Source organism: Geodermatophilus sp. URMC 60 (genome assembly GCF_053502585.1).
This window is the reverse complement of sequence record NZ_CP199958.1, coordinates 5,190,390-5,213,514: the sequence shown is the minus strand read 5'-3', so window position 1 is coordinate 5,213,514 and position 23,125 is coordinate 5,190,390. Positions and strand designations below refer to the sequence as shown.

General features: G+C 75.3%; 21 protein-coding genes and 1 tRNA gene. 15 read left to right on the top strand and 7 right to left on the bottom strand.

The window, feature by feature from the left end; genetic code table 11:
• The first annotated feature begins 74 nt into the window (after positions 1-74).
• Both ACWIX3_RS24575 and ACWIX3_RS24570 read left to right on the top strand, forming a co-directional pair.
• The gene (locus ACWIX3_RS24575; RefSeq protein ID WP_448609961.1) at positions 75-599 is read left to right on the top strand and encodes a PaaI family thioesterase; all 525 of its coding nucleotides are present in this window, start codon (positions 75-77) and stop codon (positions 597-599) included.
• Between the two features lie 35 nt (positions 600-634).
• Entirely contained in the window at positions 635-1,624 is a 990-nt protein-coding gene (locus ACWIX3_RS24570) for an LLM class flavin-dependent oxidoreductase (RefSeq protein WP_448609960.1), read from the top strand.
• 400 nt (positions 1,625-2,024) lie between these two features.
• On the opposite strand, the gene ACWIX3_RS24565 is transcribed toward ACWIX3_RS24570, so the two are convergent.
• Complete coding sequence (locus ACWIX3_RS24565) at positions 2,025-2,249, bottom strand: hypothetical protein (protein ID WP_448609959.1); 225 nt, start codon at positions 2,247-2,249, stop codon at positions 2,025-2,027.
• Between the two features lie 125 nt (positions 2,250-2,374).
• Between ACWIX3_RS24565 and ACWIX3_RS24560 the strand changes: the two genes are divergently transcribed.
• The gene (locus tag ACWIX3_RS24560) at positions 2,375-2,761 is read left to right on the top strand and encodes a cupin domain-containing protein (protein ID WP_448609958.1); all 387 of its coding nucleotides are present in this window, start codon (positions 2,375-2,377) and stop codon (positions 2,759-2,761) included.
• Positions 2,762-3,338: 577 nt separating this feature from the next.
• Here ACWIX3_RS24560 and ACWIX3_RS24555 read toward each other — a convergent pair.
• Positions 3,339-3,755 carry a hypothetical protein gene (locus ACWIX3_RS24555; protein WP_448609957.1) on the bottom strand — a complete coding sequence of 139 codons (417 nt, stop codon included), beginning with the start codon at positions 3,753-3,755 and terminating at the stop codon, positions 3,339-3,341.
• A 360-nt stretch (positions 3,756-4,115) separates the two neighbouring features.
• Entirely contained in the window at positions 4,116-4,715 is a 600-nt protein-coding gene (locus ACWIX3_RS24550; RefSeq protein ID WP_448609956.1) for an HD domain-containing protein, read from the bottom strand.
• Positions 4,716-5,172: 457 nt separating this feature from the next.
• Here ACWIX3_RS24550 and ACWIX3_RS24545 point away from each other — a divergent pair, with 457 nt between their 5' ends.
• From ACWIX3_RS24545 to ACWIX3_RS24530, 4 genes are all read left to right on the top strand, one after another.
• On the top strand, positions 5,173-9,735 hold the full coding sequence (locus ACWIX3_RS24545) for an HAD-IC family P-type ATPase (protein ID WP_448609955.1): 4,563 nt from the start codon (positions 5,173-5,175) through the stop codon (positions 9,733-9,735).
• Between the two features lie 363 nt (positions 9,736-10,098).
• Positions 10,099-11,226 (top strand): glycosyltransferase family 4 protein, encoded by a 1,128-nt coding sequence (locus ACWIX3_RS24540; protein ID WP_448609954.1) that lies wholly within the window; start codon positions 10,099-10,101, stop codon positions 11,224-11,226.
• Positions 11,223-12,344, top strand: coding sequence for a glycosyltransferase (locus ACWIX3_RS24535; protein WP_448609953.1), 1,122 nt, complete (start codon positions 11,223-11,225; stop codon positions 12,342-12,344). The genes ACWIX3_RS24540 and ACWIX3_RS24535 overlap by 4 nt, the downstream gene beginning before the upstream one ends.
• Positions 12,341-13,072 carry an SGNH/GDSL hydrolase family protein gene (locus ACWIX3_RS24530; protein ID WP_448609952.1) on the top strand — a complete coding sequence of 244 codons (732 nt, stop codon included), beginning with the start codon at positions 12,341-12,343 and terminating at the stop codon, positions 13,070-13,072. Before ACWIX3_RS24535 ends, ACWIX3_RS24530 begins: the two co-directional genes overlap by 4 nt.
• Here ACWIX3_RS24530 and ACWIX3_RS24525 read toward each other — a convergent pair.
• The 3 genes from ACWIX3_RS24525 to ACWIX3_RS24515 all read right to left on the bottom strand — a co-directional run bounded on the left by ACWIX3_RS24525 (position 13,049) and on the right by ACWIX3_RS24515 (position 15,252).
• Positions 13,049-14,029: a patatin-like phospholipase family protein gene (locus ACWIX3_RS24525; RefSeq protein WP_448609951.1), complete on the bottom strand. Its 981-nt coding sequence runs from the start codon at positions 14,027-14,029 to the stop codon at positions 13,049-13,051. The genes ACWIX3_RS24530 and ACWIX3_RS24525 overlap by 24 nt on opposite strands.
• Before the next feature lie 242 nt (positions 14,030-14,271).
• Entirely contained in the window at positions 14,272-14,727 is a 456-nt protein-coding gene (locus ACWIX3_RS24520; RefSeq protein WP_448609950.1) for a hypothetical protein, read from the bottom strand.
• A 276-nt stretch (positions 14,728-15,003) separates the two neighbouring features.
• Positions 15,004-15,252 (bottom strand): hypothetical protein, encoded by a 249-nt coding sequence (locus ACWIX3_RS24515; protein ID WP_448609949.1) that lies wholly within the window; start codon positions 15,250-15,252, stop codon positions 15,004-15,006.
• A 194-nt stretch (positions 15,253-15,446) separates the two neighbouring features.
• On the opposite strand from ACWIX3_RS24515, the gene ACWIX3_RS24510 reads away from it, so the two are divergent.
• Positions 15,447-15,650: a cold-shock protein gene (locus ACWIX3_RS24510; protein ID WP_448609948.1), complete on the top strand. Its 204-nt coding sequence runs from the start codon at positions 15,447-15,449 to the stop codon at positions 15,648-15,650.
• Positions 15,651-15,722: 72 nt separating this feature from the next.
• On the opposite strand, the gene ACWIX3_RS24505 is transcribed toward ACWIX3_RS24510, so the two are convergent.
• Positions 15,723-17,192, bottom strand: coding sequence for an aldehyde dehydrogenase family protein (locus ACWIX3_RS24505; protein WP_448609947.1), 1,470 nt, complete (start codon positions 17,190-17,192; stop codon positions 15,723-15,725).
• Positions 17,193-17,242: 50 nt separating this feature from the next.
• Here ACWIX3_RS24505 and ACWIX3_RS24500 point away from each other — a divergent pair, with 50 nt between their 5' ends.
• The 7 genes from ACWIX3_RS24500 to ACWIX3_RS24470 all read left to right on the top strand — a co-directional run bounded on the left by ACWIX3_RS24500 (position 17,243) and on the right by ACWIX3_RS24470 (position 23,124).
• Complete coding sequence (locus ACWIX3_RS24500; RefSeq protein ID WP_448609946.1) at positions 17,243-17,332, top strand: putative leader peptide; 90 nt, start codon at positions 17,243-17,245, stop codon at positions 17,330-17,332.
• Between the two features lie 43 nt (positions 17,333-17,375).
• On the top strand, positions 17,376-18,272 hold the full coding sequence (locus tag ACWIX3_RS24495; protein ID WP_448609945.1) for a TauD/TfdA dioxygenase family protein: 897 nt from the start codon (positions 17,376-17,378) through the stop codon (positions 18,270-18,272).
• A 135-nt stretch (positions 18,273-18,407) separates the two neighbouring features.
• Positions 18,408-19,367: a glycine betaine ABC transporter substrate-binding protein gene (locus ACWIX3_RS24490; RefSeq protein ID WP_448609944.1), complete on the top strand. Its 960-nt coding sequence runs from the start codon at positions 18,408-18,410 to the stop codon at positions 19,365-19,367.
• 11 nt (positions 19,368-19,378) lie between these two features.
• Positions 19,379-20,572 (top strand): quaternary amine ABC transporter ATP-binding protein, encoded by a 1,194-nt coding sequence (locus ACWIX3_RS24485; RefSeq protein WP_448609943.1) that lies wholly within the window; start codon positions 19,379-19,381, stop codon positions 20,570-20,572.
• Between the two features lie 3 nt (positions 20,573-20,575).
• Positions 20,576-21,502 carry an ABC transporter permease gene (locus tag ACWIX3_RS24480; protein WP_448609942.1) on the top strand — a complete coding sequence of 309 codons (927 nt, stop codon included), beginning with the start codon at positions 20,576-20,578 and terminating at the stop codon, positions 21,500-21,502.
• Between the two features lie 119 nt (positions 21,503-21,621).
• Positions 21,622-21,695, top strand: a tRNA-Met gene (locus tag ACWIX3_RS24475).
• Positions 21,696-21,834: 139 nt separating this feature from the next.
• Positions 21,835-23,124 (top strand): cytochrome P450, encoded by a 1,290-nt coding sequence (locus ACWIX3_RS24470; protein WP_448609941.1) that lies wholly within the window; start codon positions 21,835-21,837, stop codon positions 23,122-23,124.
• Position 23,125 lies beyond the last annotated feature (1 nt).

Here is a 23,125-nt window from a genome sequence, read left to right as displayed (position 1 = left end):
CCGCCAGGGCGCGGCAGCGGTCGGGGCTGGACGCGCTCCGAGAGATCCGGGATGGCGCGCTGCCGCCGTGGCCGATGCAGCGCCTGCTGCAGATGGACCTGGTCAGCCTTGAGCAGGGGAGGGTGGAGGTCCGTTGCGCGGTCGACGAGTCCGTCTACAACCTGCTCGGGGCCGTGCACGGCGGCCTGGTGTGCACGCTGCTGGACACGGTCGCCGGATGTGCGGTGCTCAGCACCCTGCCACGGGGCACGGGATTCACCTCGATCGAGCTGAAGGTGAGCTTCCTGCGACCGGTCGCTGTTGCGAGTGGACCGCTGACCGCCAGAGGCACGGTGGTCAAGGCCGGCCGACGGATCGCCTTCGCCGAGGGGCAGGTGGTCGACGCCGCCGGCCGGGACGTGGCGACGGCCTCCAGTTCCTTGCTGATCTTCTCGCTCCGGCAGGATGACGGCTCGCCGGAAGCGGGCGCGATCATGACCGAGACAGGGTGCGACCAGCTGTCCGCGGTACCGGCGCAACAGATCGTCCGCCGGACCGGCCGAGGGCCGGGATCCTGGGGTCCGGATGGTCGTCCTGGATGGGAGGCGGACGAGCCATGAGCACGGACCGCCCCCTCGCTGTCGGTCTTCCCCCGATGGAGACCCGACGCGATGTCGTCCTCCACGTCGCCGCCCGCGCCGAGGAACTGGGGTACGCGGCCTTCTACCTCGCCGAGGGATGGGGCCACGACGCCTCGGTCCTGCTGGCGGAGATCGCGGTGCGGACCAGCCGCATCCACATCGGCACGGGCGTGGTCAACGTCTGGGGCCGCAGCGCCGCGTCGATCGCCATGCTGGCGACCAGCCTCGGCGAGGTCTCCGGCGGCCGGTTCGTCCTCGGCCTGGGCGCGGGATCACCTCAGCTGGCCGAGGGACTGCACGACGTCGCCTTCCGTACGCCGGTCGAGCGTCTGGCGGAGACGACGCGACAGGTACGCCGCCTCCTGGACGGTGAGCGGCTCCTACCCACGGCGCCCGGGCGGAGCAGACCGCTGCGGTTGGCTGTGCGGCCCTCGCCCGACATCCCCATCCAGCTGGCCGCGCTGGGCCCGGAGGCCGTGCGTCTCGCCGGTGAGCTGGCCGACGCCTGGTATCCCTTCCTGTTGCCGCTGTCGGGGTTGAGGGACGGTATCCGGCTACTCGAGGAGGGCGTCGCCCGCGGTCGTCGTGGAGGGCCGCTGCCGCAGATTCGGCCCGGCCTCCCGGTGGCGGTGTCGCCGGATCCGGCCAGTGGTCGGCAGTTGGCCTGGTGGTGGGTGAGCTTCTACCTCACCAGCATGGGACCGCTGTACGCGCGGACCCTGAGAGCACATGGCCTCGGGGAGGCCGTGGGCGCGGTCCTCGGCTCGCACTCGGTGGTGGCCAGCAACGGCCTGCCACACGGGGCTGAACCCCTGCTCGACGAGTTGACCCTCTGGGGGGACGCGACTGCGGCGAGGCAGCTGCTCGACCGCTGGTACGCGGCCGGCGCTGACATGCCGGTCATCGTCCTGCCTCCGGGACGAGCCCTGGACGAGCTCGACCACATGCTCGAGGACCTTCGCCCCCGTAGTCAGGCCCAGCAGGCGGTCCTCGTCCCGTCTTGATGCCGGTCTCAAGGTCGCCGGGGCAGGGGCCCCGCCCGCGAGCGGGGACATCAGCCCCCACAAGACGCGGCCGTGCCTGCGATGGGGGCGAACGAGCAGTCGACGGCGAGCACCGAGAGGCGCCGCCCGTCCGATGCTTGTCCGAAGCGGCCGTCAAGATCGCGCGGTATCCCGAACGGCGGGGACGCATGACCTGGAAGCAGACCGGAGCAGGGGTGTGCGAATGCGTAGGCGCGGTGTTGCGACCTGCGGGAACAGGCGATGCCGAACAGCGGGAGCGGTGGTTCGGCCGGTCCCCCCGCCACTACGCGGACGTGCGGTTCCGCCGTCTCAGACCGGCCCCTACCGCTCGGCGGAGGGGCCGGTGCGGTTTCCGGCCGCGGTGCATGGCAGCCGGTGCTCAGGCGGTGCCCGGCTGCTCGGCGTCGATCCACCCGATCAGGTCGTGGTCGGCGACGACACGGCGGGCGTGCTCGATCGCCAGCTGGGTCGTGCAGACCCCGCCCAGGCCGTAGAGGGCCTGCACTACGAGAGTGCCTTCGCCTGAGTGCAGCCGCCGCCGCAGCTCGGTCAGCATGCCGTCCCGCCCGGTGAACCGCGGATCGGGCAGCGGCGCCCGCCGCACCGCCGGTAGCCGGCCGGCGGATGGTGACGTGTCGGACGTTCCCTGCCACGTCGAGCAGCGCAGGCGCCGGTGCTGCCGGTGACCCGGCTGCGTGCGACCGGCCCCTGCGGGGAAGGACCGAGAACGTGGAGCCCGTGGTGCGCACCACCGCCGAGGCCGAGACCGAGGTGTGGAACGACCCGGTTCGGGGCCACGTCGCGTTCCAGGTTCTGATCAGCCGGGACCGGACTCCGACGTGCTCGCTCTACACCGGCCTCGCCGAGCTGCCGCCCTCCGGCTGGCTGGGACGGCACAGGCACACCCAGGCCGAGGTCTACCACGTCCTCGAGGGCACCGGGGTCGTCGTCCTGGAGGGGGCCGAGCACGCTGTCACCGGCGGGTCGGTCGTCTTCATCCCCGGGGACACCGAGCACGGCATCCGGAACACCACGGACGAGCCGCTGCGCTTCGTCTACGCCTTCGCGACCGATCCGGTCGAGGACGTGGTCTACCGGTTCTCCGCCGACGCGTGAACCGGCGCGGCCCCGAGGTGCTCGGCAGCTGGCTCCACGGTCGGTCGGTTCGGCCGGCGTCGGCGCGTGCAGCGGGCAGGAAGCGATCGGCTGCGGGGACCCCCCGCCGCGGCGGTCCCATCCCGGCCGAGACCCCCCCGGCGCACCTGCTCGCCGGCCTGGCGCGCCCGGCGCCATCACCCGACGCGCGGATCCGCCGCACCGCCCCACCGCCCGACGCCCCGAGCCCGCGCGAGCACGGTCCGCGCTGCTTCCGCCACCGGCTCCGCGCTCGCGACGCGGAGGCCCTGACCCGGGCGCTGCGCACCGTCGCCGGCACCCCGCCAACCGGCTGCTGCGGCGCTCCCGGCGCGGACGAGGGCTGCCCACGACTGCGGCGCCCTCCCGGCCGCCAGCTGCGTGGAGGACCCCGCTCTGCTGTCCGGCTTCGCCCTCAGCGCGCTCGGGTGGGCCCGCCGGGCGGGGATGGGTCGGCATCGGCGCAGTGATCACGCAGCCGGGTCGGCGACCGGCGCCTGGCCGCTGCCGGCTGCACCGTCGTGCTCCCGGGGCCGTCTCCGGCGGCGCGCCGGTGCCGTCAGGCGGAGGCGCGGCGCCTGCCGCTGGCGATCGCGACACCGACCCCGACGGCTCCTGCCACCGGCCACGCCAGGACCCCCAGGGCGGCCAACCCGGCCAGGGCGCCGCCGTAGAGCACGACGTCGGGACGGCGGACGGCGGAGACGATGTCGTCGGCCACCGCGACCGTCGCGGTCACCGGCAGCGTGACGACCGTCCGCGCTGCGGTGACGACGCCGGAGCCGAGGGCGGCCGCCTTCTCGGCCGCGGCGCGCGCCAGCTGCTGGGCCTGCTCGGCGACCTGGTCGGTGGTCGGGGTCTCGTCGGGGGCGCTCGGGGCGGCAGCGGCCGACCGTTGGGGGGTGGCGGTGCCGGTCCGGCCGGCCGCTGCGCTGCGTGCCGCCGGTGGCCTGCGGATGGCCTGCCCGGGCTCCACGGGCGCGCCGGGGACGTGCGTGAGGGCCGAACCGGTCGGCCGCTGGGGCGTGGCGGTGGTGGTCCGAGCCGCGGCTCCGCTGGGTGCCGCCGATCGCTTGCCGGTGGCCAGGGCACTGTCCCGGGTCGCACCGGGGCTGCTCGTGGTGGCGGCCGCGGCTGGCCGGGCGCTGGCGGGGTTGGTCGTGGGTGTATCAGTCGTGGTGGTGCGGCGGGCTGCGGTCGGCATGGTCGCCTCCTCGGCGCGGGAAGATGAACCGAGGATGGACGCCCGGCCCCGACCGTGTGAACCCGTTCATGTGCCGCCGGATGCGTCGGGGCGCTCGACGCCGCGCGCCGCACCCCGCGGCGGACGGGCCGGTCAGGTCGAGGCGCGGAGGCGCTGCCCGGTGCGGTGCACCGCGAGGCGGATGGCCGGCGCCCGCTGGGCGTGCGCCATTGCGTTCGGGCTGTCCGGGCCGTGCCGGCGCAGCATGTCGGCCAGCCGGTCCTCGACGTCCATGACCTCGCCTGCGGGGCCGGTGGTCTGATCGGCGTAGGTCAGCGCGTCGGCCACGGGACCGTAGGCGTAGCCGCCGGCCGGGAAGCAGCTCATCGGGTCGGCGAGCCCGCGCACCGCGGCGACCGACCCGGCGGCCGAGTGGTGGGCGACGAGCCCGGCGATCGCCTCCGGCCAGTGGTCGTCCTGCAGGTGCCAGGCGCCGTCGAGGGGGTGGAAGCCCGAGCGCCGCAGCCGCTCGGCGTAGCCGATGTCGTGCAGCCAGGCCGCCGCCACGAGCACCGGCCGGTCGGCCTCCGGCACCGCGGCCGCGGCGGTGGTGGCGCGGCGGGCGACGCCCTGGGTGTGCCGCCATCGGCCGTCCAGGCGCACGAGCAGGTCGTGGGCCAGATGACGGGCGGCGTCGACGAGGGGATCAGCGGTAGCCGCGTCGTGCAGCCTCCGCTGTCGGAGGTCGGGCACGGCGCGGACGCTACGCGGTGGGCTGCGCGACCTCACGACGCAGCCCACCGTTGCGGGGCGACACACCCACGACCGGTCGCCTCCCTGTGACGAGCCCGTTCCGGAACCGAGGGGCCCCGCTCGCGCCCACGGATGAGCCCCGCCGTTCACCGACACGACACCTCGGGGACCACCTCCGGCTGCCTTCCGGGTCGACAGTCGGGGCTCCGGACGAATCGGAGGAACACCGTGTCGGAGATCCTGCTCTCTGTCCTGGCCGAGGCGCTGGGGGCCGTCCTGCTGGGCCTGGTGCTGACCGCCATCCGGCGCGCGATGGGCACCGCCCCGGCCTGACACCCCCCGTTGCGGTCGCTCGACGGTGACAGGATCGTCACCCCGCGGCCGCGATCCGGCGGCTGCCCGTCGAGCGGCGCGGGCGCCGATCACCGACGTTCCACGCGGCCGGGAGGAGGCCGGTGTGACGACGGTGCTCGAGATGGCTCCTGCGCTGGTGCGCGGATCCTGGCGCCTCACGCGGTCGGCGGCAGCCGTGCCGGCGCGCATGGCCCGCGAGGTCGCCACGCTCCCGACCGCCGTGCGCACGGCGTCGTCGGCCCGCGTTGTGACCGGCCTCGGCCGGAGCGTCTGGGCGGTGGGGGACCGGGCGGTGCTGGAGGTGCGCGGCCTGGACCGTGCCGGCGTGGAGCGCGGGGTCGCGGCCGCAGCGGTGCAGGCGGCGGTCGCCGCGCAGGAAGGGGTCGTCCGCGCGCTGGTGGACCCGGTCACCTCGGTGCTGGCCGTGCGATACGACCGCGAGCTGTGCTCCCTCGCGGAGGTCGCCAGGATCCTGAGCGCCGTGGAGGCGCGGCTGCCCGCGGCGCCGGGGACGCCCTCGGGTCCCGGCTCGTCGGACGAGGCGGGAGCCGTGGGTGACCCAGCTGGGAAGGACCCACGGTCCGGACCGGCCCTGCCGGGCGCCCCGGACGCCGAGGTGCCGCTCGTGGCGGACCTCGTCGCCCTGGCCGCCGTGGCGGCGGCGCGTGTGGCGCGGGTGTCGGGTATGCCGACCGGTGCCGCCGGGTTGGTCGCGCTCGTCGACCAGCAGCCGTGGCTCCGGCAGCGGCTCGTCGACCGTCTCGGGGACGTCGGGGCGCAGCGCGCCCTGGCCCTCGCCGGTGTCGTCGCCAACGGGCTGACGCTGAGCACGCCCGCCCTGCTCGTCGACGTGGCGGTGCGCAGCCAGAGCCTGCGCGCGGAGCGAGCACGACGCGCGACCTGGGCCGAACGCGGGCAGGACCTGCTCTCGCGGCAGGGTCCGTCCCGTCACGAGGAGGAGGCCGAGCCGCGGCCCGTGCCCCTGCCTCCCGGCCCGGTCGAGCGCCTGACCGAGCGGGCCGCGACCGGCTCGCTGCTCGCAGCCGGCGGCGTGCTGGCCGCCACGCGCAGCCCCGACCTCGCCGGCCGGGCCATCCTCGCCGGCGTCCCCCGATCAGCCCACGTCGCGCGGGAGGCCTTCGCCGATCAACTCGGCGTCGAGCTGGGCTCCCGCGGTGTCGTGGTCGTCGCCCCCCAGGCGCTGCGCCGACTGGACCGGGTGACCTGCGTGGTCGTGGAGAGCACGCTCCTCCACGGCGAACGCCCCCTGGTCGTGCAGGCACGGTCGACAGCCGACGACTGGACGACGGAGCGGGTCTGGCGGCACGCTCAGCGGCTGCTCGACGGCCGTCCGGCGGGGAGCCCGCGGCGTCCAGGCGAGGCGCTCGTGCAGCTCGAGGATGCGCCGGCGGCGGCGTCCGCGGCCGACGGTGCTGCGGTGGCGCGACGGGTGCTCACCGTGGACGGCCGGCCGGTGGGGGAGGTCGCGGTCGGTCGCGAGCTCGACCCGCTCGCCGACGCCGTGCTGGCGGCGGTCCGGGAGGCGGGCCTGCGGCTGGTCCTGACCGAGGACGATGCGGCGGCGCACCTGGCCGGCCGGGCCGACGAGGTGCTGCGGGACGGGACCGGGAACGCGACCTGGCTGCGCGGGGAGGTCCGTCGGCTGCAGGCCGACGGCGAGGTCGTCGTGGTGGTCGGCGCGGACCGGGGGGCCCTGAAGGCCGCTGATGTCGGCATCGGCCTGGTGCCGGCAGCCGGTCCGGTGCCGTGGGGTGCCGACCTGATCGCGGGCCCGGGTCCGGGCGAGGTGCCCCGGCTGCTGGCCGCCGCACCCGCCGCCCGCGGGGTGAGTGAGCGCGGGGTCCGCGTGGCGGCCGGGGCATCCTTCCTCAGCGGCCTCCTCCTCGCCGTCGGTCGCCACGGGGGGAACGGCCGTGCCGTCTGGCCGGTGACGCTGGCGGCAGCCGGCGCGATGTTCTCCGGTGTGCAGGGCGCCCGGTCGGTCGCCCGGCTGCCCGAGCCCGTCCCGGTGTGGCACACGCCCTGGCACGCGCACGAGGCCGACGAGGTGCTCGACCGCCTGCCCGAACCGGACACCGGTGTACCGACCGGTGCCGACGCCGACGAGGGGGGACACGGTGGGTCGCCGGTGTCCCGTGCGGTGCGGTCGCTGGCGGTGCTGGGAACGAACATCCGGGCCGAGCTGGCCGATCCCCTGACCCCGGTGCTGGCCACCGGAGCCGCGGCGTCGGCGGTCATCGGCTCCCCGAGCGACGCGCTCCTGGTCTCCGGTGTGCTCACCGGCAGCGCGGCGATCAGCGGCGCGCAACGGATGCGCGCCGATCGTGCGCTGCGCGAGCTGCTCCGGGACCAGCGGCTCCCGGCCCGGGTCGTGGCGCGGGCCGGCGACGGGGTGCCGCGTCGGCTGTCGGCCGCGGCGCTGCGTGCGGGGCACGTCATCGATCTGCAGGCAGGGGATGTCGTCCCGGCCGACGCACGGCTGCTGGCCGTGCAGGACCTGGAGGTGGACGAGGCCACGCTGACCGGGGAGTCGACCGCGGTCGGCAAGCAGATCGGTGCGACCCCCGGCGCGGAGCTCCCGGACCGGGCCTGCATGGTCTACGAGGGCACGACCGTGGTCGCCGGGACCGGCCGCGGGGTCGTGGTGGCCGTGGGCGCCGCCACCGAGGCCGGTCGGGCACTCGCGTTGGCCAGCCGTGCGGCGGGGCCGGAGGGCATCCAGAGCCGGCTGGAGGAGCTGACCAGCCGCGGGCTGCCGGTCACGCTGCTGGGCGGCGCGGCGGTCACGGCTCTGGCGCTGCTCCGGGGGAGCCAGCTGCGCGCCGCTGTGGCTTCCGGCGTCGGCGTCGCCGTCGCGGCCGTCCCCGAGGGGCTCCCGCTGATGGCCACGGTGGCCCAGCTCGGTGCGGCGCGCCGGCTCTCGCGGCGGGGCGTGCTCGTGCGGGCGTCGCGGACGGTGGAGGCGCTCGGCCGGGTCGACACGGTCTGCTTCGACAAGACCGGCACGCTCACCGAGGGCCGGCTGCGCCTGGTCCGGGTGGCAGGCTTCGACGGTGAGTGGGCGCCGGAGGACCCGCGAGCGCGCCGCGTGCTTCGCGCGGCCGCGCAGGCCGGGCCGCAGGCCAACGGGCAACCGCTGGCCCACGCCACCGACCAGGCGGTGCTCGACGCGGCCCGCGCCGTCCTCGGCGACGACCTGGACCGGGCCTGGGAGGAACTGGCCGAGGTGCCGTTCCACAGCGAGCGCGGCTTCTCGGCCGTCCTCGGCCGGACACCGCGGAAGGCCCGCCTCGTCCTCAAGGGCGCACCCGAGGTGCTGCTGCCGCGCTGCGGCCAGGTCCGTGACGACGACGGCAAGCGACCGCTGGACCGCCTCGAGCGGGAGCGTGCGGCCGCGACGGTGCACTCCCTCGCCGTCCAGGGGCTGCGCGTCCTCGCGGTCGCCCGCCGCAACGCGAACGGAGTCGCCGAAGGCGTGCTCACCGCCGACGACGTCGCCGCCATCGGCGACCTCACCCTCCTCGGGTTCATCGGGATCGCCGACACCCCCCGACCCCAGGCGGCGAGCACCGTCGCCGCTCTCCGGGAGGTCGGCCTGCGACCCGTGATGATCACCGGTGACCACCCGGTCACCGCGCGCGCCGTCGCCCACGGTCTCGGCATCCCGGTGGACGTGCTGGTCACCGGCCCCGACCTGGCCGGCCTCGAGGAAGCGGAGCGCGTGCGCCGCGTCGCCGGGGCATCGGTCTTCGCGCGGGTCTCCCCGGAGCAGAAGCTGCAGGTCGTCGACGCGCTGCGGAAGAGCGGCCGGGTCGTGGCGATGGTGGGCGACGGCGCCAACGACGCCGCGGCCATCCGGATCGCCGACGTGGGCATCGGCATGGCGGCGAGGGGGTCCACGTCAGCCCGCACCGCCGCCGACCTCGTCCTCACCCAGCCGGACGTCAGCCTGCTGCTCGACGCACTCGTCGAGGGGCGGGCGATGTGGCGCCGGGTCCGGGACGGGGTGGCGGTCCTGCTCGGCGGGAACGCCGGTGAGCTGCTCTTCACCCTCCTCGGCACCGCGCTGGCCGGACGGGCGCCGATCGGCACGCGCCAGTTCCTGGTCGTGAACATGTTCACCGACCTGCTCCCGTCGATGGCGCTGGCGCTGGCGCCGACACCCAGCGACGCCGAGGACAGGCAGGCCCTGCTGGCCGGCGAGCCACCGTCGCTGGGGGCGCCGCTGCTCCGCGACATCGGGCTGCGCGGCACCGTCACCAGCGCAGGGGCGTTGTTCGCCTGGCTCGTCGCCCGCCGCATCGCAGCCGAACGGCGGGCCAGCACGGTCGCCCTGGCCACCCTGGTGGGGGCGGAGCTGGGGCAGACCCTGCTCCTCGGCGGACGCGACCCGCTCGTCCTGGCCGCCGGTCTCGGGTCCGCGGCGGTCCTGGCCGCCATCATCCAGGTCCCCGGCATGAGCCAGGCCTTCGGGTGCACACCCCTCGGACCGCTGTCGTGGTCCGTCGTCCTGTGCTGCTCGGCTGCGGCCACGATCACATCGGCGGCCCTGCCGCGGCTCTTCCCGGGCCTCCTGACCGGGGAGGAGCCCCGCACCGGCGCCGTCGTGGACGGTGGGCTACGCAGCGGCGCGGTCGCTGCGTAGCCGGCCGGGAGTCCCCTGCTGAGCCGGACAGCGAGGCGGAGCAGGCCTGGGCACGGGCCCTCGAGGCCCACGGCGTGCGCATCCCGCCGGACCGGTACCGCGGCCGCGCCGGGCTCGGCCCGCGCTACCTCGCCCGCGCCGGCGCACGGGACGCCGACACCAGACCGGACGTCGATGCAGGTCGAGGCCCGCGGGGTCGCGGTGTACGTGCAGTCCGCCGTCGCCGTCCGTCCGGACCGACCCGTCGTGGACGGGCGCTCGGGGACGGCGTTCCCCGGGGGTCGCCGCCATTTCGCGACGGGTTCAGCCGCCCTCTGCCCGTAGTCCGACCGGAGGGCGACCGGTCGTGGGCAGGCTGCTCCCGTGCGAGTCGCGATCGTCAGCGAGTCCTTCCTCCCGCAGGTCAACGGCGTCACGAACTCCGTCCTGCGGGTCTGCGAGCAGCTCACCCGGCACGGCCACGAGGCTCTGGTCATCGCCCCCGGTCCCGGTCCGGCCGAGTGGTCAGGGGTGCCGGTCGTCCGGACGTCGTCCTGCCCGGTGCCGGGCTACCGGGACTTCCGGGTGGCACTGCCCTTCCCGGCCATGACCGCGACCCTGCACGAGTTCGGTCCGGACGTCGTGCACCTCGCGTCCCCGGCGGTGCTCGGCGCGCAGGGCGCGACCGCGGCCGCGCAGCTGGGCGTCCCGTGCGTGGCGGTGTACCAGACCGATCTGGCGGCCTACGCCGGCCGCTACCGGTTGGGGTTGGCCGAGCAGGTGGTGTGGCGTCGGCTCGGCAAGGTGCACGCGGCCGCGGCGCGGACCCTCGCACCCAGCCGGGCCGCGGTCCGCCAGCTCCAGGCCCACGGCATCGACCGCGTCGTCCGCTGGGGGCGCGGCGTCGATGTCGAGCGCTTTCGGCCGGACCGGCGTGATGAGTCCCTGCGGGAGGCGTGGGCTCCCGGCGGACAGCTGGTCGTCGGCTACGTGGGACGGCTCGCGCACGAGAAGGACCTGGGCCTGCTCGCCGCCGTCCAGGACCTCCCCGGCGTCCGGCTCGTCGTGGTGGGGGATGGTCCGCAGCGCCGTCAGCTGGAGCGCCAGCTGGACCGGGCCCTGTTCACCGGGGTGCTGACCGGCGACCGCCTGGCCGCGGCGTTCGCCTCCCTCGACGTCTTCACGCACACGGGTCCACACGAGACCTTCTGCCAAGCGGCCCAGGAGGCTCTGGCCAGCGGGGTCCCGGTCGTGGCGCCCGCCGCCGGCGGACTGCTCGACCTGGTGCAGGCGGGGGAGAACGGGCTGTTGTTCACCGCGGGTTCCGCCGGGGAGCTGGCCGAGCGCGTGTGCACCCTGCAGCAGCAGGCCGGGCTGCGCAGGCGGATGGGGGAGCAGGCCCGGCGGTCGGTCGCGGGGCGCACCTGGGAGGCCGTCGGGCACGAGCTCGTCCAGCACTACCGCGACGTCATCGCCGACGGGCAGACCCCGCACCACCGGGCCGCGGCGTGAGGATCGTCCAGGTCGCCAACTTCGTGTCCCCCACGTCGGGCGGCCTCCGCACGACGTTGCGCCACCTGGCCGGGGGGTACGCCGGGCGCGGCCACGAGGTGGTGCAGGTCCTGCCGGGGGCTGCCGACGCCGAGGTCATGACCCCGTGGGGCCGGCAGGTCGTGCTGCGGTCGCCGGCCCTCGGATCCACCGGGTACCGCCTCTTGTCGGACCGCGCCGGCGTGCGACAGGCCCTCGACCGGGTCGCGCCGGACGTCCTGGAGGTGCACGACCGGACGACGCTGCGGGGTCTGGGGCGGTGGGCTCGCGCCCGCGGGGTCCCGTCGCTCGTCGTCAGCCACGAACGGCTCGACCGCTGGCTCGGCCAGTGGCTGCCCGCGCACCTGCCCCTGGCCGCGATGGCGGACCGCTCCAACGCAGCGCTCGCCCGGCACTTCGGCAGCGTCGTGTGCACCACGGAGTGGGCAGCCGAGGAGTTCCGGCGGCTGCGGGTGCCGAACCTGTCGTTGGTCCCCCTCGCCGTCGACACCGCCGCCTTCCGCGCCAGGACCGACCGGCGCGCCGACACCGGGGCGCGCCGGTCGGGGAGGGGCGTGGTGCTCGTCCTGGCCAGCCGCCTCTCGGGGGAGAAGCGCCCGGAGGTGGCGCTCACCACCCTGCGTGAACTGCTCCGCCGCGGGGTCGCCGCCCGGCTCGTGGTCGCCGGCGAGGGGCCGCTCCGGCCGCGACTGCAGGCGGCCGCGCGCGATCTGCCGGTCGAGTGGCTGGGCTTCGTCGGAGACAGGGTGCGACTGGCCGACCTGCTCGCCGACGCCGACGTCGCCCTCGCCCCCGGCCCGATCGAGACGTTCGGCCTGGCCGCCCTCGAGGCCCTCGCCTGCGGCACCCCCGTCGTCGCGGACTCCCGGTCCGCGCTCCCCGGCGTCCTCGGGCCGCACGCCGGCCGGTCGGCCACCGGCGACGGCGCCGCGTTCGCCGACGCCGTGCAGGACCTGCTCGCCACACCCGAGGCGACCCGCCGGAGGGCTGCCCGGGCCCGGGCCGAGGAGTTCTCCTGGGAGGACACCGTGCGCGGCTTCCTCCACGTGCACCTGTCCGCGCGGCGGGGTGCGGCGTGAGCGTCGTCGTCGCCCTCGGCGACAGCTTCACCTGTGGTGAGGGGGTGGGCGTCCGGGTCGACCCCGACGACACCTGGGTCGCCTTGCTGGCCCGGGCCCTCCCCGCCGGGCGGCTGGTGCGGCTCGCCGTCCCCGGTTCCCGGGTCGCCGACGTCCGTACCCGGCAGCTCCCCCTGGTGCCGGGTGGGGCCGACGTCGCCACGTTGCTGGTCGGGCTGAACGACGTCGCTCGGTCCGGCTTCGACGCGGCGACCGTCGGCGCGGACCTCCTCGGCACCGTGGCGGCGCTGCGCGGCCGGGTCGACGACGTCCTGCTCGGACGCCTGCACGACGCGGGAGCGCTGCTCCCCCTGCCGGCCCGGGTGACGCAGGCCACCCGGCGGCGGATCGGGCAGGTGAACGCCGCCGTCGACGAGGCGGCCCGCTGGCCGGGGGTGCGCGTGCTCGACCTCCGGCTGATCCCGGCGCTGACCCGACCGGGGGGCTGGTCCGTCGACCGCATCCACCCCAGCCCGGCCGGCCACCACGGGATGGCCGTCGCCGCGGTCGAGGCCCTGCGCGGGACGGGACGGGTCCCCACGACGCCGCTCGGGGAGCCGGTGGTCCCGCAGGGCGCCACCCGGAGCGCTCGCGGCTGGTGGGCGCTGCGCCACGGCTTGCCCTACGCGACCGGACACCTCCGCGAGATCGGCGCGCCCATCGCCTCAGCCGCGCTCCGTCGCCGCTGACCCGACCCAGGACTGCCCCGCCAGCCAGCGCTCGGTGACCGCCCGGCCTGCGCGCAGGAGATCCGCCGTCCGGCTGACGTCACGCGGCCCGGTCGGCAGCACCTCCAGCAGCCCGGCCGCCCACGCATCGGCGACGTGCGGGACCACGTGCACCCGGGCGTCGTCCAGCGACTCGCGCACGGCGGCGCGGTTGGCCGCGGCGCGTGCCACCGTGAAGGCCCGGAGCACGGTGTCCAGCGCGCCGATGCTGCTCTCCACCGGCGCCTCGTACGGAGCCAGCCCCGGCTCGACCGGTACCCCGCAGGCCTGGCCGGCCAGGACGTCGGAGGCGGCGGCGCAGACGTCCACCCGGCCGGTGACCGGCGCCAGGCCGCAGTCGAGGACGAGGACGCGGTCCTGCGGCGCCGCCATCTGCAGCGCGGCGTCGACCGGGACGCCGTCGAGGATGCCGCCGTCGACGTGCAGGTGACCGTCCGCCAGCCGGACCGGCCGGAAGATCCCGGGCAGCGCACAGCTCGCCAGCACCACGTCGGCGAGGGCACCTTCGTCGTGGTGCCGCGCAGCACCGCAGTCCAGGCACGTCGTCGTCACGGTGACCGGCACGGCCAGGTCCGAGAGGTCCCCCGCCCCGACGTGGCGCTCGATCAGGCGCTGCAGGGGCCGGGCGTCGACCAGGGCGCCCCCGCGCTGCACGGAGCGCGTGAGGCCGCGCAGCCGCGGGAGCCAGCCGGGCCGGAGCACCGCCGCCATCGAGGGCTCACCCCACCACCGCGCCAGCTCCCGGCCCCGCTCGAGATCTGGGCGTACGGCCAGGAAGACCGCGTGCAGAGCGCCGACGGAACTGCCGTGCACCAGGTCCACGCGCAGCCCCGCCTCGAAGAGCGCCAGCAGCACGCCCGCCTGGAAGGCGCCCATCGCGGCACCGCCGCCGAGGACCAGGTGGGTGCGCGCGGACATCCCGCCATGCTGCCCCACGCGGGAGCATCCGGGCGCGCGGCCGCGGAAGCCGCGTCCGCAGCCGACGCGGCACGTGGTCGTCACGCCGGTGGCCCTGGCTCTGCGCGAGCTCGGCCTGGTCCTCGCACGGCGTCGACGAGACCGCGGCTCGGTCGGCGCCCTGGCGCCGTCCCCGGGTGCAGCTCAGGTAGCACAGGAGCGGGGCACGGCGACCCGGCTGGCCTACGCGACCGGGCGTGCGGTCACGCTCGGGCGTTCGCCTCGCGGTCGGCGACGAGGTGCGTGACCGGGATGCCGCAGCTCTTGCGCAGGCGTGCTGGCAGGTCCCGGCGCAGCCACTGGGACAGCCCCCGGGGCAGCGTGGAGAGGACGATCTCGTCGGCGCCGAAGTGGCCGAGCGCCACCCGGACGGCCTCGAGCGGGTCCGGGTCGCCGACCTCGCCGTCGACCGTGGCACCCAGCGATCGCAGGTGCTCGAGGGCGCGGTCGAGGCGCTGCCGGGCCAGGGCGTACGCGCGGTCCGCCGGCGGGGGCCCCAGTTCGGCGTAGGCCGCGGGCGCGTCGATCTCGTCCCGCAGGGGTGTGGCCGGGGCGACGACGTAGAACTCGTGCGGTTCGGCGGCGATCTGCCGCTCGACGGCCGCGCTGAGCGTGTCGGTGGTGAGGGTCTGGTTGGCGACGATCAAGCAGCGGCGCATGGCCCGTGCTCCCGTGTGTCGGCGTGCCGGCGAACGGCCCCAGTGTGGCGTGGACCGCGGCCGAGCACGGGCGATGACGACGTCGCGGGCAGCAGGGTCCCTTCGACGGCTGCTCGTCACGAGCTGAGCCGGGGCCCTCGTCCCGCTCCACGACCGAGCGGGTGGCGGGGCACTCGCACGGGGTCGACCGGGAGTGCGCGCCCCGGTGGTCCTGCTGCCCGCGGTGCGTGCCCGGATGCGTGCGCGTCCTGGGCGTCCCTCGCGGGCTGCCCCACCTCAGTCGCCCGCAGGGTCCTGCGCGGGAGGGCCGGCCTCGCCGAGATCGGAGACCTCCAGGACCCGAGCGGCCGGGTAGAGCGCGATCACGCCGGTCCCGGCGGCGCCGTGGACGACGGTGAGCCAGCCGGGCGGACCGAACCGCACGATCCGCGCCGGCAGCTCGACCTGCCCCATCGGGTCGTGCGCATCCCGCAGCACCACCGTCGCCCGGTACAGGTGGCGGTCGTTGACCGTCGTGACGTCCATGCGGCCAGCCTCCTCCACCGGCTCCTGGCGATCACCGCGTACAGTTCCCTGCGGTCGCCGTCGTGCTTCTGCTTCGTTCCCGAACGTCCGCAGTCGTCTCTGCCTGACGTTCCTCTCGGTACTGCCGGTCGGTGCGGCGCCCCAGGACCCGACGCCAGTCGGTCCTGACACCCCCAGCACGGAGAGAGAACGACATGGCTCAGGGCACTGTGAAGTGGTTCAACGCGGAGAAGGGCTTCGGCTTCATCGAGCAGGCCGACGGCGGCGCCGACGTCTTCTGCCACTACTCCGCCATCACCGGCAGCGGCTACCGGTCGCTGGACGAGGGGCAGCAGGTCGAGTTCGACGTCACGCAGGGCCAGAAGGGCCCGCAGGCGGAGAACGTCCGCGCGCTCTGAACGACGACAGGGGGCCACGGCGCGGGTGCGCCGTGGCCTCCTGTGCGTTTCTGGCCGGTGGTGGTGGCGCGGTCAGCCGAGCCAGCCGCTGGGACCCGGAGTCCGCCGCCGCCACACGTGCTTGAGCTCGCGGTACTCCGCCAGCCCCGTGGGTCCGAGCTCCCGGCCGACTCCGGACTGCTTCCGCCCGCCCCACTCCGCCCCGGGCACGTAGGGGTGGAAGTCGTTCACCCACACGGTTCCGCAGCGCAGCCCCGCGGCCACCCGGTCGGCCCGGTCGAGGTCCGACGTCCACACCGCGCCCGCCAGGCCGTAGACCGTGTCGTTGGCCAGCGCGACGGCCTCCTGCTCGTCGGTGAAGGTCTCCACCGTCAGCACCGGGCCGAAGACCTCCTGGCGGACGACCGCCATGTCCCGGGAGCAGCCGGTGAGGACGGTGGGCCGGTGGAAGAAGCCGTCCGCGAGCGCGGGGTCCTCCGGTCGGCGCCCGCCAGCCGCGAGGACCGCCCCCTCCGCGAGCGCCTCCGCGACCGCCTCCTCGGTGCGGGCCCGCTGCGCGGCGGAGATCATCGGGCCGGACCGGGTGCGCTCGTCCCGGCCGTTCCCGAGCCGGATGCCCTCTGCGCCGGCGGCCAGGCCCGTGACCACGGCGTCGTGCACGTCGGCGTGGACCAGGAGGCGGGAGCCCGCGGAGCAGACCTGGCCGGCGTGCAGGAAGGCGGCGTGCAGCGCGTTGTCGACCACCACGTCCACGTCGACCTCGGGGAAGACGACGTTCGGGTTCTTGCCGCCCAGCTCGCAGTGCACCCGCTTCACGGTCGCCGCGGCCGCCCGCAGGACCGCACGGCCGGTGGCGGTGCCGCCGGTGAAGCTCACCAGGTCGACGTCGGGGTGCGCGACGAGGGCGGCGCCGGCCTCCCCGTCACCGAGCAGCAGGCCGACCACGCCCGAGGGCAGGCCGGCCTCGGCGAGCAGTGACACCAGGTGCGCCGTGGTGAGCGGGGTGAGCTCGCTGGGCTTGACCACCGCGGTGCAACCGGCTGCGAGGGCCGGCGCGAGCTTCCACGCCACCGAGAGCAGCGGGTAGTTCCACGGCGTGACGAGCGCGCAGACGCCCGCCGGTTCCGCCACGACGCGGCTGTCGACGTCCGGGCCGGCGTCGACCCGGCGGGTGACGTCCTCGAGTGCGAGGTCGGCGTAGTACCGCAGCACGGCGACGACGTCGTCGATGTCGACGCGGCTCTCCCGCAGCGGCTTGCCGGTGTCCTGGGTCTCGAGCAGCGCGACGTGCTCGCGGTCGCGCACCAGCAGGTCCGCGGCGCGCCGCAGGACGCCGGCCCGCTCCTCCACGGGCGCCCCCGACCACTTGCCGGCCTCGAACGCGGCGCGGGCCGCGGCGACGGCGCGGTCGACGTCGGAGGGCGCGGCGGCCTCGTGCGCGACGACGAGCGACCCGTCGGCGGGGTCCAGGACGTGCAGCAGGCGCCCGGAGCGGGCCTCCTGCCACGTCCCGTCGATGAACAGCGAGCCGGGCAACGCCACGGGGACACCCCTTCGACACGGGAGCGGGAACCACCGCTACGGTAATCCGCATGCAGTTGGTCGGGATTGTGCGGTTTGCGCTCGTCGAGCGCCGGCACGTCGACCTGCTGCGGTGCGCGAGCGCGCTCTGTCCGGCCTGACGCCGTCCGAGCCCACCGTTCCCCTCGCCACCGGAGTCCTCGCATGACCCTGCTCGCTGCCCCCACGACCACGCACGCCCCCGCCGCCCGGAGCGGTCTCCTCGAGGTCGAGCGCCTCGAGCCGTCCATCGGCGCCCGCGTCCACGACGTCGACCTCAGCCGCGTCACCGACGACCAGGTCCGGGCCATCCGGACCGCCCTCGCCGAGTACAAGGTGCTGTTCTTCGCCGGCCAGCACGACCTGCACCCCGACAGGCAGATCGCGCTGGGCCGCCGCCTCGGCGAGGTCACCGAGTCGCACCCCGTGGTGCCCGGTGTCGACGAGGAGCACCCGGAGATCTACGCGCTCGACAGCGCCACCGGCGGCTTCGCCGACGTCTGGCACACCGACGTCACCTTCGTGCGCCGTCCGCCGCTGGGGTCGGTCCTGCGGGCCGTCGTCCTGCCGCCCACGGGTGGGGACACCCAGTGGGCGGACCTCGAGCTGGCCTACGGGTCGCTCAGCGAGCCGGTCCGGCGCCTGGCCGACCAGCTGGTCGCGGTGCACGACGGCACGCGGGAGTTCGGCTACTACCTCGCCCAGCGCGAGGAGCGGACGAAGTGGGAGGGCGAGGAGTTCCGCGCCCTCGTCCCGGTCGAGCACCCGGTCGTCCGCGTGCACCCCGAGACCGGCCGCCGGAGCCTGTTCGTCAACCCCGGCTTCGTCTCCCACCTCAAGGACGTCTCCGACGCCGAGAGCCGCTCCCTGCTCGACCTGTTCTACGCGCACATCACCAAGCCGGAGCACATCGTCCGGCACCGCTGGTCGGTCGGTGACGTGGTGATGTGGGACAACCGCTCGACGGTGCACTACGCCAACCGCGACTACGGCGACCAGCGGCGCGTCATGCACCGCATCACGCTCCGGGGTGACCAGCCGATCGGTCCGACTGGCGCCTGACCGCACACGTGCACGACGCTCATCCCTGAGAACTGACCGCACGGCGAGGCGCAGGTCCCCCGAGGGGCCTGCGCCTCGCCGCACGACCAGTGCGCCGGCGAGCCCGCGCCCGGCGCCACGACGAGAGAAGCCCCCATGCCGCGCACCTCGATCCGTCCCCGTGCATCCGCAGTGGCGCTGGCTGCCCTGCTCGCCGCGACCGCCACCGGGTGCAGCGCCGAGGAGGGCGCCGAGAGCGCCAGCGGCGGGGGGAGCGGCGTCACGGTCCAGGCCGCCCAGTTCAGCTGGACCGCCGCCGGCCTGACGAACTCGATCCTCGGCGAGATCGCCGCCGACCACCCCGACCTCGGGGTCGCCTCGCTGGCGACCACCCAGCTCGACCCGGCCGCCGCCTGGACGGGTGCGCAGCGCGGGGACATCGACCTGCTGACCGAGGTCGCGCTGCCGAACCAGCAGGAGCTCGCCGACGGGGCCGCCGACCGGGTCGAGATCGTGTCCGAGACCTACGGCGACGCCGCGCAGGGCTGGTTCGTGCCCGCGTACGCCGTCGAGCCCGGGGGCCCGCTCGAGGGGCTGACCAGCGTCACCCAGCTCAACGACTACGCCGACGCGCTGGGTGGGAAGTTCTACGACGCCGACCCGGGCTACATCACCACCGAGCAGAACGCCAAGCGGCTCCAGGGGTACGGGATCACGCTGGAGCACGTCGTCTCCAGCGAGGCGGCCGAGCTCGCCCAGCTGGAGAACAGCTACAGCCGCGAGGAGCCGATCGTGCTGTACCTGTACCACCCGCACGCGGTGTTCGCGCAGTACGACATGGTGCAGCTCGAGGAGCCGACGCCCTACAGCGAGGGCTGCCTGACCACCGGCGACGGCGCCTGCGCGATGCCGTCGTACAGCGCCAACATCGCCGCCAGCACGGAGCTGCGGGAGCAGGCCCCGGCGTTCGTCGACCTGCTGACCGACCTGCGCATCACGGTGGAGGAGATGGAGGAGATGCAGAAGCAGGTCGACGTCGACGGCGAGGACGTCGCGACGGTCGCGCGGCAGTGGGTCGACGAGCACGCCGACCAGATCGACCAGTGGATCGGCTGACCGTGCCGCCGGTGCTGCGTGCCGCGGGGCTGACCAAGGTCTTCGGCGCGCGCGAGCAGGAGGCGCTGCGGCTGGCCGCCGAGGGTGTGGGGCGCGACGAGGTCCTGCGGCGCACCGGGTCGAACCTGGCGGTCCACGACGTGTCCTTCACCGTCGAGCGCGGGGAGCTGTTCGTCGTGATGGGGCTGTCCGGTTCGGGGAAGTCCACGCTGGTCCGGCTGCTCAACCGGCTGATCGAGCCCAGCGCGGGCACGGTCGAGGTCGACGGGCAGGACCTGCGGTCGCTGGGCGACGCCGACCTGCGGACGCTGCGCAACGAGCGGATCAGCATGGTGTTCCAGCACTTCGCGCTGCTCCCGCACCGCACCGTGCGCGAGAACGCGGCCTACGCGCTCAAGGTCCGCGGGGCGCCCGCGGCCGAGCAGCGGGAGCGGGCGGACTGGGCGCTGCGGACGGTGGGGCTGCTCGAGCGGGCCGACGCCCGGCCCGACCAGCTGTCCGGGGGGATGCAGCAGCGCGTGGGCCTGGCCCGCGCACTGGCCGCGGACTCCGACGTCCTGCTCATGGACGAGCCGTTCTCCGCGCTCGACCCGCTCATCCGGCGCGACATGCAGGACCTGCTGGTCCGGCTGCAGACCGAGCTGCACAAGACGATCGTCTTCATCACCCACGACCTCAACGAGGCCATGCGGCTGGGCGACCGCATCCTGATGCTGAAGGACGGGCGCACCGTGCAGCTGGGCACCGGCCCGGAGATCATCTCCGCACCGGCCGACGACTACGTCGCCGACTTCACCTCGGACGTCGACCGGACCCGCGTGCTCACCGCGGGCGACCTGCTGCGCGAGCCGCGGCTGACCGCCCGGCTCGGGCAGCCCGCCGGGGAGGTGCTGCGCGCGCTCGGAGCTGCGGAGGCCAACGGCGTCTACGTGCTCGGCGCGGACGGGCGCATCGCGGGGGTCGCGCGCGACGACCTGCTGGCCCGCGCGGTGCAGGAGGGCCGGACGGCGGTCGGCCCGCGCGAGCTCGTCGCCGACTTCACCACCACCACCGCGGACCGCCCGCTCGTCGAGTTCGTCCACCTGGTCGGCCGGTCCGCGGTGCCGCTGGGTGTCGTCGACGACGACGGCCGGCTGCTCGGCGTTGTCCCCCGGGCAGCGGTGCTCGACGCGCTGGCCGCCGTCCCCGCGCGCCGGGAGGGCTGAACCGTGCCGCACCTCCCCCTCGGGCAGTGGGTCTCCGATCTCATCGACTGGCTGCTGGCCACGGTGCCGTGGCTGTTCGACGGCATCTCGGCGGTCATGCAGGTGCTCGTCGACGGCCTGACCGACGCGCTGGTGTCGCCGCCGCCCGTGGTGTGGATCGTCGTGTTCGCGCTGCTCGCGCTGGTGCTGCGCGGGCCGTGGCTGGCGTTGTACACGGTCCTGGCATTCCTGCTGGTGGTCTCGCTGGAGCTGTGGGTCGAGACGATGCAGACCCTCGCGCTGGTCCTCGTGGCGGCGGTCGTCGCCACGGCGGTCGCGGTGCCGATCGGGATCCTCGCGGCCCGGCACCGGGCGGTCAGCGTCGTCGTCCGCCCGGTGCTGGACTTCATGCAGACGACGCCGGTGTTCGTCTACCTCATCCCCGCCGTCTTCTTCTTCGGGGTCGGGGTCGTGCCCGGCGTGGTGGCGACCATCCTGTTCGCCATCCCGCCCGGCGTCCGGCTGACCGAGCTCGGCATCCGCCAGGTCGACCGGGAGGTGGTGGAGGCCGCGCAGGCCTTCGGCGCCCGGCCCGGACAGGTGCTGCGGGAGATCCAGCTGCCGCTCGCGCTGCCGTCGATCATGGCCGGCGTCAACCAGGTGATCATGCTGGCGCTGTCCATGGTCGTCACCGCCGGCCTGCTCGGCGCCGCCGGGCTCGGTGCGGTGGTGGTGCGGGCGGTGACCCAGCTCGACGTCGGTTCCGGGTTCGAGGGCGGGCTCGCCGTGGTCCTGCTGGCGGTCTTCCTCGACCGGTTGACGGCGGCCTTCGGCCACCCCACGGCCCTGTCGCGCCTGCTGCGGGCCCGCGGGCGCCGTGTCGCGCTCGGCCGGACGACCGGACCCGCCGAGCGGGAACCGGCCGCGGTCGCCGCGCGGGAGCCCGCGTGACGGCGTCGAGCCCCGGTCCCGGCTGAGACGGCGGCGGAGCGCAGGTCACCGAGCAGGTCGTCCGCACCGGCACCCCCTGGGCTGCGCCCCGGCGGCGGTGTGTATGGTGGTGTCACCGACGCGGGGTGGAGCAGCTCGGTAGCTCGCTGGGCTCATAACCCAGAGGTCACAGGTTCGAATCCTGTCCCCGCTACTGGCACACGAAGGGCCCGGTCACCACGGTGACCGGGCCCTTCGTCGTCGGGATGCCGGTTTGCCGCGAGGTGTTGTGCGTCACCGGCCGGCTCCCTAGCGTCGCGGTCACCCGACGCTCCACTCCAGGAGGGCACCCCGTGACCGTTGAGGCCACCTCTTCCGCACCCGTCGACCTGGACGCGCTGGACCTCTCGGACCGGGACTGGTGGGCCGGCCCGCCGTCGGTGCGGTACGCGACCTTCGCGGCACTGCGCAGGGAGCGACCCTTCGCGTTCTTCGCCGAGCCGGAGCTCCCGGGGATCCCGGTCGGACCCGGCTACCGGGCCGTCACCCGCTACGCCGACCTCGAGGCGATCAGCTCTCAGCCGGCGCTCTTCTGCTCGGGCCGCGGCGCGGTGTCCATCCCCGACATCCCGGCCGACCTCAACGAGTTCTACGGCTCGCTCATCAGCATGGACGACCCCCGGCACGCCAAGATCCGGCGCATCGTGTCCAAGGCGTTCACGCCCCGCATGCTGGAGCAGTTGCTGGACCAGGTGCGCGCGGTCGTCGACGACGTCCTGATCCGGGCCCGCCGGACCGCGGAGGCGCAGGGCGGCGCGATCGACGTCGTGGCCGACATCGCCGCACCCATACCGCTGCGGGTCATCTGCGACATGATGGGCGTCCCGGAGGAGGCTCGGGCGACGGTCCTCGCCCAGTCCAACGTCATCCTCTCCGGCGGGGACCCCGAGCTCATCGAGGACGAGAACGACCCGGTCAGCGCCTTCCTGCTGGCCGGGATGGAGCTCGCCGGGCTCATGGAGCGGCTGGCGGCCGAGCGGCTGGAGCACCCCCGGGCGGACCTCACCACCGCGCTGGTCACCACCGAGGTGGACGGCGAGCGGCTCTCCCACCAGGAGATCGCCTCGTTCTTCATCCTGCTGCTGGTCGCCGGCAACGAGACCACCCGGAACGCCATCTCCCAGGGCGTGCTCGCGCTGCACGAGCACCCCGACCAGCGGGCGAGGTGGGCGGCCGACCCGGGGCTGGACCGCACGGCCGTCGAGGAGGTGGTGCGCTGGACCAGCCCGGTCACCTGGATGCGGCGCACCGCCACCCGGGACGGCGAGGTGAACGGCCACCGGTTCCGGGCCGGTGACAAGTTCCTGCTCCTCTACGCCGCCGCCAACCGGGACCCCGCCGTGTTCCGGGACCCGGAGGTCCTCGACCTGGCCCGCGACCCGAACCCGCACGTCGGGTTCGGGTCGAAGGGACCGCACTTCTGCCTGGGGGCGCACCTGGCCCGGCGGGAGCTGGCGGTCACCTTCCGGGCGCTGCTCGACCAGTTGCCCGACCTCGACGTCACCGGCGAGCCGGACCGACTGCGGTCGTCCTTCGTCAACGGCCTCAAGCGGCTGCCGGCCCGGCTGGGCGGGGTGCGCTGAT